Annotated in this window: 14 protein-coding genes; 7 read left to right on the top strand and 7 right to left on the bottom strand. The window is 42.3% G+C overall.

Annotation, left to right across the window (positions count from 1 at the left end):
* The first annotated feature begins 115 nt into the window (after positions 1-115).
* The 3 genes from gndA to M301_RS13410 all read left to right on the top strand — a co-directional run bounded on the left by gndA (position 116) and on the right by M301_RS13410 (position 4,195).
* Positions 116-1,627: an NADP-dependent phosphogluconate dehydrogenase gene (gene gndA, locus M301_RS13420; protein ID WP_013149326.1), complete on the top strand. Its 1,512-nt coding sequence runs from the start codon at positions 116-118 to the stop codon at positions 1,625-1,627.
* A gap of 377 nt (positions 1,628-2,004) precedes the next feature.
* Complete coding sequence (locus M301_RS13415) at positions 2,005-2,235, top strand: helix-turn-helix domain-containing protein (RefSeq protein WP_013149325.1); 231 nt, start codon at positions 2,005-2,007, stop codon at positions 2,233-2,235.
* The gene (locus tag M301_RS13410) at positions 2,228-4,195 is read left to right on the top strand and encodes a DUF2075 domain-containing protein (protein ID WP_013149324.1); all 1,968 of its coding nucleotides are present in this window, start codon (positions 2,228-2,230) and stop codon (positions 4,193-4,195) included. Before M301_RS13415 ends, M301_RS13410 begins: the two co-directional genes overlap by 8 nt.
* Before the next feature lie 249 nt (positions 4,196-4,444).
* Here the strand turns inward: M301_RS13410 and M301_RS13405 are convergent, their stop codons facing one another.
* From M301_RS13405 to M301_RS13385, 5 genes are all read right to left on the bottom strand, one after another.
* Positions 4,445-5,410, bottom strand: a complete 966-nt coding sequence (locus M301_RS13405; protein WP_013149323.1) for a TerC family protein — start codon at positions 5,408-5,410, stop codon at positions 4,445-4,447.
* A gap of 38 nt (positions 5,411-5,448) precedes the next feature.
* Positions 5,449-6,513, bottom strand: coding sequence for an AI-2E family transporter (locus tag M301_RS13400; protein ID WP_013149322.1), 1,065 nt, complete (start codon positions 6,511-6,513; stop codon positions 5,449-5,451).
* Positions 6,514-6,524: 11 nt separating this feature from the next.
* Positions 6,525-7,064, bottom strand: coding sequence for a TIGR00645 family protein (locus tag M301_RS13395; RefSeq protein ID WP_013149321.1), 540 nt, complete (start codon positions 7,062-7,064; stop codon positions 6,525-6,527).
* Positions 7,065-7,080: 16 nt separating this feature from the next.
* Complete coding sequence (htpX, locus tag M301_RS13390; RefSeq protein ID WP_013149320.1) at positions 7,081-7,959, bottom strand: protease HtpX; 879 nt, start codon at positions 7,957-7,959, stop codon at positions 7,081-7,083.
* A 99-nt stretch (positions 7,960-8,058) separates the two neighbouring features.
* Positions 8,059-8,406 (bottom strand): HPF/RaiA family ribosome-associated protein, encoded by a 348-nt coding sequence (locus tag M301_RS13385; protein WP_013149319.1) that lies wholly within the window; start codon positions 8,404-8,406, stop codon positions 8,059-8,061.
* A 112-nt stretch (positions 8,407-8,518) separates the two neighbouring features.
* Between M301_RS13385 and nhaR the strand changes: the two genes are divergently transcribed.
* Positions 8,519-9,415: a transcriptional activator NhaR gene (gene nhaR / locus M301_RS13380; RefSeq protein WP_013149318.1), complete on the top strand. Its 897-nt coding sequence runs from the start codon at positions 8,519-8,521 to the stop codon at positions 9,413-9,415.
* A 26-nt stretch (positions 9,416-9,441) separates the two neighbouring features.
* On the opposite strand, the gene M301_RS13375 is transcribed toward nhaR, so the two are convergent.
* Positions 9,442-10,191: a dienelactone hydrolase family protein gene (locus M301_RS13375; RefSeq protein ID WP_013149317.1), complete on the bottom strand. Its 750-nt coding sequence runs from the start codon at positions 10,189-10,191 to the stop codon at positions 9,442-9,444.
* Between the two features lie 165 nt (positions 10,192-10,356).
* Positions 10,357-10,995: an alternative oxidase gene (locus tag M301_RS13370; RefSeq protein ID WP_013149316.1), complete on the bottom strand. Its 639-nt coding sequence runs from the start codon at positions 10,993-10,995 to the stop codon at positions 10,357-10,359.
* Between the two features lie 320 nt (positions 10,996-11,315).
* On the opposite strand from M301_RS13370, the gene thiS reads away from it, so the two are divergent.
* From thiS to apaG, 3 genes are all read left to right on the top strand, one after another.
* Positions 11,316-11,531 (top strand): sulfur carrier protein ThiS, encoded by a 216-nt coding sequence (thiS, locus tag M301_RS13365; RefSeq protein ID WP_013149315.1) that lies wholly within the window; start codon positions 11,316-11,318, stop codon positions 11,529-11,531.
* A gap of 79 nt (positions 11,532-11,610) precedes the next feature.
* Positions 11,611-12,396, top strand: coding sequence for a thiazole synthase (locus M301_RS13360; RefSeq protein WP_013149314.1), 786 nt, complete (start codon positions 11,611-11,613; stop codon positions 12,394-12,396).
* A complete protein-coding gene (apaG, locus tag M301_RS13355) occupies positions 12,393-12,776 on the top strand; it encodes a Co2+/Mg2+ efflux protein ApaG (RefSeq protein WP_013149313.1) in 384 nt (127 codons plus the stop codon). The genes M301_RS13360 and apaG overlap by 4 nt, the downstream gene beginning before the upstream one ends.
* Positions 12,777-12,820: the final 44 nt, after the last annotated feature.

Here is a 12,820-nt window from a genome sequence, read left to right as displayed (position 1 = left end):
AAACCAAAATAAAGCACTAATTATGCGAATTTATAACGATTTAATTCGCTAAAAGTTTTATAATCTTGCGTACAAAAATACCCTTTCCATTAAACAACTCCAAAAGAGAAGATAAATGTCTACACAAAATGCTGATATTGGCCTAGTTGGCCTAGCTGTTATGGGCCAAAACTTGGCTCTGAATATTGCCGATCACGGCTATACCATTGCGGTTTACAACCGTGATTCTAAAAAAATGGTGAACTTCATTGAAGAATGTAAAAAGAATGAGCCATCACACGAACGTGTTGTAGGCCATGCTGATTTAGCTTCATTTGTTTTAAGCATCAAACGTCCACGTAAAATCATTTTGTTAGTTAAAGCAGGTAGCGCAACAGACGTAACAATTAACGCTTTATTACCTTTCTTAGAGCAAGGCGACATCATTATTGATGGTGGTAACTCATTGTGGACAGATACTATCCGCCGTGAAAAAGAATTAGCTGTTAAAGGCATCGATTTCATCGGTTCTGGCGTTTCAGGTGGTGAAACTGGCGCACGTTTCGGCCCTTCGTTAATGCCATCAGGCACACGTAAAGCATGGGCGAGTTTAGAGCCGATTTGGCGCGACATCGCTGCTAAAGTTGACGCTGTAACGGGCGAGCCTATGGAAGGCGGTACACCAGGTAAACCAGTGGTTGGCGGTTTCTCATGTGCTGAGTACATTGGTCCAGACGGTGCTGGTCATTACGTAAAAATGGTGCACAACGGTATTGAATATATCGACATGCAATTGATTTGCGAAGCTTACTGGTTGATGAAAAACTTGCTTGGCATGCCAGCAAATGAAATCGGTAAAGTATTTGAAGAGTGGAATAAAGGCGAACTATCAAGCTTCTTGATTGAAATTACTGCTGATATTCTGCAACAAAAAGATCCAATGGGTCCTGGCTTCTTGGTAGACAAGATTCTTGATACTGCTGGTCAAAAAGGTACAGGTCAATGGACTGCAGCGAATGCGCTTGAATTAGGCGCACCAGCTAACGCGATTGCTGCTGCTGTTTATGCACGTGCACTTTCAAGCTTGAAAGAAGAACGTGTTGAAGCTAGCAAAATCCTAAAAGGCCCAGCGATTAAAGTTGAAAGCGACAAAAAAGCGATTATCGACGCAATTAAAAACGCTCTATATTGCTCAAAAATCTGTGCTTATGCACAAGGTTTCCAATTGATTGATAAAGCACAAGTGGCTTATAACTGGAAATTGAACTTCGGTGAAATTGCTCAAATCTGGCGTGGTGGTTGTATCATCCGTGCACGTTTCTTGCAAAAAATTACTGATGCTTATGCATTGAACTCACGTTTGAAAAACTTGATGTTAGATCCATACTTCACGCAAGCCATGAACGATGGTCAAGAAGGTTGGCGTAAAGTGATTGCCTTGGCAGTCACAAACGGTATTCCAGCACAAGGTTTCGCTGCTGCGATGGCTTATTACGATGGTTACCGCAGTGCGGTGTTGCCAGCTAACTTGCTACAAGGTCAACGTGACTACTTCGGTGCGCACACGTATGAGCGTACTGACAAACCACGTGGTGAGTTCTTCCACTTGGATTGGCCAGAAGCAGGTCGTCCACAGTTAGAAATCTAAGTTAAAAGCTGAGATTTAAAATTAAAAAGCCCGCGAAAGCGGGCTTTTTTGTATTTTAATATATCTAACTCGACACATCTTCTTCAATCATTAATATTTTAAACACCACATTTATCGCAAAAATTAATCTGAATCCCCTCCTCTTCAATCAGAACGGACTCAAGAATATCTAAGCGGTTCTAACAATAAGGGCAACAATTGGATGTTCAGTCATGATGAAATAGACTGAACTAGGAATAAAGGCTCTCTTAGTTAGGTTAGACATCGTTTTACTTTTTTAAGAATTTAAGATACCTCAATATTGTGACTTATAGTCCGTAGATTTAAAGGTCACATATCAATCACACTGAAAAAAGTTAAATCAGTGAAGAATCGCCATGAGTAATTCAATTCTAAAAGTCTTTGGTGCTCGCATCAAATCTATTCGTCTAGAGAAAGGTCTGAGCCAAGAACAGTTAGGTTTAATCGCAGAGCTCGATAGAACCTATATCAGCGGCATTGAACGAGGGTTGAGAAATGTCAGTTTAATCAACATAGAAAGACTTGCACTTGCATTAAATATCGAACCAGCTGAGCTGTTGAAGTTTAGCGAGTCCGATCATGTCTAATCGTGCTTATTACTCTGCAAGCGTATCTAGTTTTCTAATTACATCTACAGATGAAATCATTGGCATAATCACAAGTCAACATTCTCAAGATTTAGTACACCTGCAAACCAACGCTTGGCAACAGCAAATTGAAATCCTAAAAAAATCGTTACTACCAATTCAAAAAGGCCATGTTTTTTTTGAAATGCTTATTCCCAGAATGGGTAGACGTGCCGACGTAGTTTATGTTGTGGATGGTGTCATCTTTGTTTTAGAATTTAAAATTGGAGAGTCTGAATTTAGGTCTAGCGATTTAAGACAAACTGAAGGTTATGCTATGGATTTAAGCTGTTTCCATGAGACTAGCCATAAGCATCTAATCTGCCCAATCTTGATAGCAACAAATGCTAAAAACGAAGTCTTAGATTTCAATAAACAGCTAAATGAAGTGTTACCCACAATCAAATCGAGCGCGAATAATTTATCTAAAACTCTTGCTGATGTTTTAGATAGATATAAATCACTTAATAAAATAGATCCCATATATTGGATAAAAGGACGATATAAACCGACTCCAACTATCATAGAAGCTGCACAAGCTTTGTACGCAAAGCATGATGTTGAGGATATTGCTCGTTCGGATGCTGATGCGATCAATTTGGCTGAAACTGTTGGACGCATTAATGAGATTGTCCATCAATCACGTATTAAGAAACAAAAGTCAATTTGCTTTGTCACTGGCGTACCTGGGGCGGGGAAAACTCTTGTTGGGCTCAATATTGCAACTATACATAACAACGTTCAAGATGAAGAGCACGCAGTGTTTCTCTCAGGAAATGGGCCTTTGGTTGATGTGCTTCGAGAAGCGCTGGCGAGGGATAGTGAGGCTAGGAATCCAAACATTAGCATTACAAATGCAAGAAGGGAAACGGGTAGTTTTATACAGAATATTCATCATTTTAGAGATGAATATTTAAGAGACAGTACCCGAGCACCTATAGAAAAAGTAGTGATTTTTGATGAAGCACAAAGAGCTTGGAGTTTAGAAAAAACTTCTAAATTCATGCAGCAAAAACGTAATCAGTCAGGTTTTTATCAATCAGAGCCTGAGTTCTTAATTAGCGTGATGGATAGGCACGACCAATGGTGTGTGGTAATAGCTTTAATAGGTGGCGGCCAAGAAATTAATGATGGTGAAGCTGGTTTAAATGGCTGGTTCTTAGCACTAGAAAAAAACTTTACTGATTGGCAAATTTATTATTCAGAAAAACTTAAGCAAAAAGAGTATGCGGGTGAAAATGTAGCAATAAATCTTTTAAAAAATACACAATCTTACAGTGAGTCAAGTTTGCATTTGGCTACTTCTATGCGCTCATTCAGAGCAGATAAGCTGTCACACTTTGTTCATTATCTTATACATAACCTGCCTGCCGAAGCACTTTCAATTTACCAACAAATTAGCGAACATTATCCGATTTTTGTAACACGGGATTTATCAAAAGCTAAAGATTGGGTTAAAAAGCAAAAAAGAGGTTTAGAAAGCTGTGGCTTAATAGCATCGGCTGGTGCTAAGAGGTTAAAGGCAGAAGGCATATTCGTCAATAATGAAATTGATGCCACACATTGGTTTTTAAATTCACAAGATGATGTGCGCTCATGCCACTTTCTAGAAGATGCTGGTACAGAGTTCCTAGTTCAAGGTTTAGAACTTGATTGGTGTTTAATTGCTTGGGATGCAGACTATCGATATAAAAATAATGCTTTTGAACATTGGAGCTTCAAGGGCAGTAAATGGATGCATGTCCACAATGAATCACAACAAAGGTACTTAGAAAACTCGTACCGAGTTTTGTTGACAAGAGCACGTCAGGGTATGGTGATTTATTTGCCTAAAGGATGCAACCAAGATTTAACTCGTTTAACATCATTTTATGATGAAACTTATCAATACTTGAAAGGGTGTGGTATTTCAGAAATCTAAGCTTTAATCAACGACGCATGATATTCCGCCACATCTAAGCGTCTAGTGCAGATTGGTTTGCGTAATCAACCGCATGAAAAGCTCTACTCACCGTGCATACACTGCGCTGTTATCTCTTAATGTAAGATAAAAGGCTCTGCCCTGTATCAGTTCTTGGCATCACCATTCTCGCTAAGTGCTGAAGCACTTAGCGAGAATGCGAAAGCCGCGTTGATATTGCCTCGCAGGGCAGTGCCTTTATAAATTTTACTAGTGAGATGGCGTTTGCTGCGTGCTTTTTAGGCTGAGTAATATGCTAATTCCAAGCACTGCAATCACCACCGCGAGTGAAACTGCAACGGGTATATTAAACCACTCCACAATCAACATTTTAGTACCAACAAACATGAGTACTACGGCTAAGCCATATTTGAGCAAATGAAATCTATCTGCCATGTCGGCGAGTAAAAAGTACAGCGCACGCAAACCTAGAATGGCAAAGATGTTAGATGTGAATACGATGAAGGGGTCGCTAGTGATGGCGAAAATGGCTGGAATACTGTCCATGGCAAAAATTACGTCAGAAAATTCAACGAGTATTAATACTAAGAACATGGGCGTAAACCAACGCACGCCATTTTTAGTCACCCAGAATTTATCGCCATGATAAGTATCGGTAATGCACATATGCTTTTTCAGCCATGTTAATAATGGATTTTTGGCTAAATTTGGCTCTTGGTCTGCAAAAACAAACATCTTGATGCCAGTAATCAGCAAAAATACTCCAAACACATAAAGCACCCAATGAAACTCGGCAATCAACCATGCGCCAAGCAGTATCATCAGTGCTCGTAACACAATTGCCCCTAGCACCCCATAAACAAGTACGCGCTTTTGATATTCAATCGGCACGGCAAAATAAGAAAACAGCATGACGAAAACAAAAATATTGTCCATTGCTAAAGTTTTTTCTAGCAAGTAACCTGTGAGGTACTCCATCGTTTTAGCGTCGGCGATTGCGCGTCCTGAGGTGTGGTCTAACCAAGCCCACAATGCGCCACCAAACGCTAGCGCTAGTGAGAACCAAATGAACGACCAAACGAGCGCCTCTTTAGCGCTGACTTTGTGTGCACCTTTGCGACCTAACGCGAACATGTCTATAGATAACATAGCAACGACAAATAGGCCAAAACCTGACCACATCCACCATGTTCCAATTGTTTGCATTTCACCCATTTGATTTATCTTTCTAAGTTTTTTATATGTATTATTTTTTAGTTCACTGCTGTTACTTCATCCAAATGCGCAGTCCATTCACGCCAAACCGCCCATACGACCGACAGCACAATTGGCCCGATAAATAGCCCAACTAATCCAAAAGCAAGTAGTCCACCTAGCACGCCAAATAACACTAATAGAAAGGGTATTGGGCTAATACTGCTAATAAATAAAGGTCTAAGCACATTATCGAGTTGACTAACGATAGCTGCGCCCCAAATCCACACGCCAATGGCCGCACCAGTTTCACCTTGCAACAATAACAACAGTCCTGCAGCACCCCAAGCTAAAGGTGTTCCAAATGGAATAAGCGCTAATATCATGGTTAATACGCCAAACATCACAGGTGAACTTAAGCCAGCGACCCAGTAACCCAACCCAGCCACCACGCCTTGCACTAATGCGGTGAGTAAAATGCCATACACTACGGCGCGAGTAGTGGTGCCTGCGGCATGCAAATAGTCGTGAACATGAGCCCCTATAAATCGTTCCAATACGTGACGTAATTCGCGCACAATGCGTGTGCCGTCACGAAAGAAGAAAAATAAAATGACGACAACAAATATCATTTTTGCCAAGCTTTTGCCTAGTCCACCCGCTAGCATGCTCAGGTCTGCTGTATGTGCAGCAAGCCAATTTTTAAAGACTAATGAAGCACCATTGGGATTGGCGGTAAAGTGAGCCTGCTGTTGCATTAACCATTCACCTAGCCAAGGTAGGCTGCGTAATGTTTCTGGTACTGGTGGAGGGTTTGCTAAAAACGCCTGAAGCGCAGGAAACAAATGACCGAGCTCAAGTTGCGCCAACCAGACGAGCCAAATTAATGGTAAAAATAGTGTCAGTGCTAGCAACGCGGTAGCTAAAAAGGCTGCTAGCGTGTCTTTATTGTTGCACCAGCGGCGGATTCGCTCAGCTACAGGCCATGATGCATACGCTAAAACACCTGCCCATGCGATAGGTGCAAGAAACGGTGCAACCACCATAGACGCGAGTGCTATTAAGCCGCCCAGTGCTAGCCATGGCACGATGCGGCGACTAATTTTAGTTTTAGCACTGAGCACTTATTGAAACCCTATTTACTTGTAGCGCCATGGTTGCTGCTGGCAATCCTGTCCATCAGTGCAAACATTACGCCAGAAAATACTAGCGTTAAGTGAATACCCACTAACCAAGCAAGTTGATAATTACCATTAGGTTCTGCTAATACTTCTTTTACGTTGATAAAGTATTTAAGCAACTCAATCCCAGAAATCGCCACGATAGAGCCAATCAGCTTCAGTTTTAAGTCAGAAAACCCAACATGTCCCATCCACTCTGGGCGGTCTTCATTGTCGCCAGTATCAATTTTAGAAACAAAGTTTTCATAGCCAGCAAAGATGATAATCAGCAGCAAGTTTGCGACTAACGTAATATCTACCAAGGTTAGAATCCCTAGTAATGCTGCGCCACCATCCCCACCAAATACGGTGGGAATAAGTGCGAAGAACGCCTTACTAAACTTAACCAATAACAAGGCAATGCCCGCAATTAAGCCGAGGTAAAACGGCACTAGTAGCCAACGACTTCCGAACATGAAGTGTTCTAAGAACAGCTCAACACGTTTAATTTTCATTTCTTCATCTCAATTTTTATGAATTGCTACGTAAGGCAGCAATGCGTTCAGATAGGTCTGGGTGGCTTGAGAACAGGCGTTTGAAGCCGCTAGCGCCACCACCAGAAATGCCTGAAGCAGCCATTTGTTTAGGTAAGGCAGATGGTTCGTGTTCAGCTTGCAGACGCTCTAAAGCCGCAATCATTTTCTTAGCGCTTGAAAGTTTTGCTGCGCCAGCATCTGCACGGAACTCACGCTGACGAGAGAACCACATCACGATAATAGAAGCCAATACGCCCAATAATAGTTCTGCGATAATCATCGTGACAAAGAACGCTGGACCTGTACCTTTTTCAGTTTTGAAAATAATTTTATCTACTGCATAGCCAATGACGCGTGAGAGGAACATCACAAAAGTATTCACCACACCTTGAATTAAGGTAAGCGTTACCATGTCGCCATTAGCAATATGCGAAACTTCGTGAGCCAGCACGGCCTCGGCTTCGTCCTTACTCATTTTGTTGAGTAAGCCCGTTGATACTGCAACTAATGAGCTGTTTTTAGTCATCCCGGTTGCAAAAGCGTTAACCTCAGGCGAGTCAAATACTGCGACTTCTGGCATCTTGATGCCGACCATATCGGCCTGAGCACGCACTGTTTTAATCAACCAGATTTCAGTAGGTGTACGAGCCTCTTCAATGACTACCGCGCCAGACATGCGTTTAGCAGACCACTTAGACATTGCCAGTGAGATAAATGCACCACCAAAACCCATGATAGCGGCAAAGGCCAGTAGATTGCCTAAATCCAGACCGTTGGCATTAAGGTAAGGCTCTACCCCAAGGATGCGCATGGTTAGTGAAAGTACCAACATAATGGCAAGGTTGGTGGCTAAAAAATAAATAATACGTTTCATTGCGAACTCCATAACATCAAATATTGAGCGGTTAATTTCATCTTCAGTTTGCTCAAGCTAAAGTATTGATACTAAATTACTAACTAAAGGTAAGTTTGCTTAATCATCAGTTGCTAATGGAATAGGTACAGAGTCATAGGAATGCTCACGTAATTTTTCTAATCTTCTGGTCAGTGTACGTGCGCAACGGTCACTCGCGCGATCAATGGCGACATATAAGTCAGCTTCCGTGTCTTCTATGACAATGTTACTGTGTCCAGCCAAGACCAAATTAATCTGGCATCTTTTATCTATGCCACCACGCGGCCCATTGATGTCAGCTAGGCTGATACGTGCATGCATGACGTGCCCATCATTTCTATCTAAGGCAAATTGCATACGGCGCGTGGCGTAATCGCGGATACCGTCGGTTAATGAAAAACCATTTGTTTGAATATCAAGTTGCATCTTAATCTCCTAAGTAAGCATTAACGTGTAGCTATACTAGGTGAATTAACACATCGTAAAAATAAAGATTATACTGATAGATAATTCGTAAAAAACTGATGGTTGGCCGATTATGTTGAACTACAAACAGCTGAATTATTTTTGGCAAGTAGCGCGAGCTGGCAGTATTGCACGTGCAAGCGAGCAACTTGACCTCACACCACAAACCCTGAGCGGGCAAATAGGGTTATTAGAAGCCTCACTTGAAGCAACATTGTTTAAGCGAGTTGGGCGTGGCTTGGAGCTTACGGAAACCGGACGTTTGGCTTTATCTTATGCAGATGAGATATTTGAAATAGGCGCAGAGATGGAGCAAGCGCTGAGTGGAGGCACCGTGAAGCAAGTGACAACTTTTAGAGTGGGCATTGCTGATGTCATGCCTAAATCAATCGTCTACAGCTTACTTGCCCCCGCGATGACGCTGAGTGAGCCGATAAAAATCATCTGTAGAGAAGATAAGTTAGATAAGTTGCTAGGCGATTTAGCCATACATCGTCTTGATTTGGTGCTGTCAGATAGGCCGATGCCTGAGCAATTGGATATCAAGGGGGATAATCATAAATTGGGTGAATGTGGCATCAGCTTTTTTGCCACACCAGCACTGGCGGTAAAGTATCAGGAAGGTTTCCCCGCTAGCTTAAATCAGGCGCCTTTATTAGTGCCGAGTTTAGATACGGCAATGCGTCGCAGGCTGATGCGCTGGTTTGATGCGGAGCGCATACGCCCACAAATTGTTGGGGAGTTTGATGATAGTGCGTTGATGAAAGCTTTTGGCCAAGCGGGCATCGGTATTTTTATGGCGCCCTCAGTCATTGCATCGGAAATTACACGGCAATATGGGGTCGTTGAACTCGGCAAAACTGAAGAAGTGCAAGATTATTACTACGCCATTTCAGTTGAACGGCGCTTTGATCACCCAGCCGTCGCGGCAATCCGCGATACGGCTAAACAAGGGCTTTTTACCAATTAAAGTACTTTTTAAAAGTATTATTGTGATTACATTGTTCGGCTGAACAAGTTCAAGGCTAACTGATAGCAGAGCATTGCTGTTTGGGCGTCGTAACGCTCATCGCCATCACGCATAAAGGCGTGTTGCGCATTGAACTCATGCCAAGTGAATGTGAGGTTAGCTTCAGTCAACTTGTTGTACACTTGAGTTCTACCAGCGGTTGGGATGTGGTTATCTTGCTTGCCCCAAATCATCAACAGTTCGCCGGTAATGTCGCTCAGGCGCTCCATGCTATGTTGACCAGGTTTATTCGGAATGGTCATTGAATGCAAATCGGTTGCATAGAAACAAGCGGTACTCTTGATTTCTGGCTGCAGCGCAGCACGGAAAGCTAGGTGACCGCCGATACAAAAGCCCATCGCGCCAATGTTGCCGTCATACCAATCCTGTTGTTTAATAAACGCAATCATAGCTTGATTATCTGTATCGTAGCCTTGCACATCCTTTGCAGCTTTGTCTGCATTGCCTTTGTCGCGACCAGCGTCGTCATACGCCAATACCGTGCCAATTGGGTTTAATTCATGAAACACTTCAGGTACTAGCACCACATAGCCGTGGCTAGCGATGATTTTAGCTGCACTTTCAATCGGGCCTGTTTGCTGAAAAATTTCAGAATAAAACAAAACAGTAGGAAACTTGCCATCAGCACTTGGCTTGCCGCCTACAGGGCGATGAATATACGTGCGCATCACACCGGTTGCGGTATTGATGTCTGCGATTTGGCTTTGAACTTTCATTGCTTACCTTTTAAATGAGCGCGTAAATGTGCGTCTAAATGATTGCGTAGTAAAATAATTTCGACATTGTACAACGATGAAATTCATTACGGTAAGGATGATGTCGAATAACTTGAATCAAGTATTCATGATTTTAAGACAAATGCACTAGATACTGACGACTGTTTAGGTTTGGTTATTCGTTAAAACATCCGCAAAATAATGGTTTACATCACGGTGATTGGCTTCGTCATTGCGAACGGCAATAATCACTTCTCTTAGCCTAGCGCTTGCATCAAGTTGCCAATAATCAATGGCAATCTGCGGCGCGGGTACATTCTCATACGTGCCGTTGTCGACGCCTGCTAGATATTCTGTATAACTGTAAACCGCTTCTTCTTCAAAGTAACCCACTAAGCGATGCGCTGTTTTTGAAGAAATTAAATAAAGTAGGAAGAATAGATTATAGAAAATACCTTGAGCCAACATAATTAAGCCGCGCTCAAATCGATTGGGCTGGGCAATGTGAATAAACGTCATTAAATGCATGCGCTCATTTTCGGCTTCATCTAAAAGTTTGCGTATCCAGCCATTATCGGGCTGCATAAGACGAATTGCTTTTAAATGCTGTAAAGCACCAGCTACCATGCCTGGTACGCCGGCAACGGTTTCTAGTACAACGGCACGATGTCCATAGCGATTAGCAAAAAAAGTATCTGCAAAAAAACGCAATATTTTGGTAATTCTTAAAGCCACACGATCAGAAAGATTTTCTGGTGTATGGTGTGGTATGGCAACAAATTGCATTTCAGTGACATTACTCACGGTGACCACCTTTAAAATGATTAAGGATTAATTTTATACTCATTGTGTGTCAATCTACTCATGATATCTAACTTAGAAAAGTAGTGTAATTCGATTTTTGTCATTAAGTATAATCAGGACTGGCGGCAAGTCATTTTGTTCAGTTCATAGGCAATATGTTTTTAGTTTCAATATAGTTTCATCGATTGTAAAAATAACAGTATCCGAAAATAGTAGAGATAAGGTTTGCTATACCGGCTACTAATTTCGTAAAATGATGTTTTATATTGTAATTATTTTATGCAGCGCATAAATTTTTACTTCTTGTTAAAGTTCACGCTATGTCAGTCACGATACAACTCACTATTAACGGTAAGCCACGCAGTTTTGATGCGGAAAATTTCACAGTAGCGCAATTGGTTGTTAATCTTAATCTAGAAGGCAAACGCCTCGCCATTGAGTGTAATGGTGAAATAGTGCCGCGTAGCCAGTTTGCAGATACACCGTTGTTAGATGGTGATAGGTTGGAAATAGTCGGTGCTGTAGGCGGCGGTTAGCGTAAGGCAGTGGGTAGGTCGGACTTAGGTTCGAGAAATCAGGTAAAGCCCGAACTACAATGTTAAAAGGATATTCAAGTTGTCAGATTTATTAAAAATTGCAGGTAACACCTATCAATCTCGCTTATTAGTGGGCACGGGTAAATACGCCGATTTTGCGCAAACACGCGCTGCGATTGATGCCAGCGGTGCGGAAATTATCACAGTGGCGATACGCCGTACCAATATTGGCCAAAATGCTGGCGAGCCTTCTTTGTTGGATTTTTTACCACCAGAAGAATTTACTTATCTGCCGAACACTGCGGGTTGTTATTCTGCTGATGACGCCGTGCGTACCTTGCGCTTAGCACGCGAGTTGCTGGATGGTCATAAATTAGTCAAACTAGAAGTATTAGGCGACCCAAATACACTCTATCCAAACATGATAGAAACACTCGCCGCGGCTAAAACATTGGTCAAAGATGGTTTTGACGTGATGGTGTATTGTTCTGATGACCCTATCATCGCCAAACAGTTAGAGGAAATTGGCTGTTGCGCTGTGATGCCTTTAGCGTCTTTAATCGGCTCTGGCATGGGCATTTTAAACCCATGGAATCTGCAAATTATTATTGCCAATGCACAAATCCCAGTGCTGGTAGATGCTGGCGTGGGCACCGCTTCTGATGCGGCGATTGCCATGGAGCTTGGTTGCCAAGGTGTGTTGATGAATACCGCTATTGCCGCAGCGCGCGATCCTGTGTTGATGGCATCAGCCATGAAAAAAGCGGTTGAAGCTGGACGTGAAGCTTATTTAGCTGGCCGTATGCCTAAAAAACTATATTCAGCTAGCCCAAGCTCACCATCTGAAGGTTTGATTACAAAATGACTACGGATAAGCATTACGAATGCACCGTCACGGTTGAAACGGAGTTTCTTGCAGATCAATCAGATATTGCACGAAATCGTTACGCTTTTGCTTACCACGTTAAAATCGCAAACACTGGTAATGTCGCTGCGCAGTTGATTAGCCGTCATTGGGTGATAAAAGAGGCGAATGGTGAGCAGCAGGAAGTCAAAGGTTTAGGCGTGGTTGGCGCTCAACCTTTATTGAATCCGAATGAGCATTTTGAATATACCAGCGGCACCGTATTGAGTACGCCCATGGGTGAAATGCATGGCACTTACCAAATGGTGGCAGACGATGGTACGCAGTTCGATGTTGTCATTCACCCGTTTACCCTTAATATGCCTAGAGTTTTGCATTAGTGCTTACTTTCTCGTTTAACCTCTAAAGTGATGACAATCAATTG

This window comes from Methylotenera versatilis 301 (assembly GCF_000093025.1).
GTDB lineage: Bacteria > Pseudomonadota > Gammaproteobacteria > Burkholderiales > Methylophilaceae > Methylotenera > Methylotenera versatilis.
Note: the sequence above shows the minus strand (reverse complement) of the source record. Positions and strands in the feature narration are given on the sequence as shown.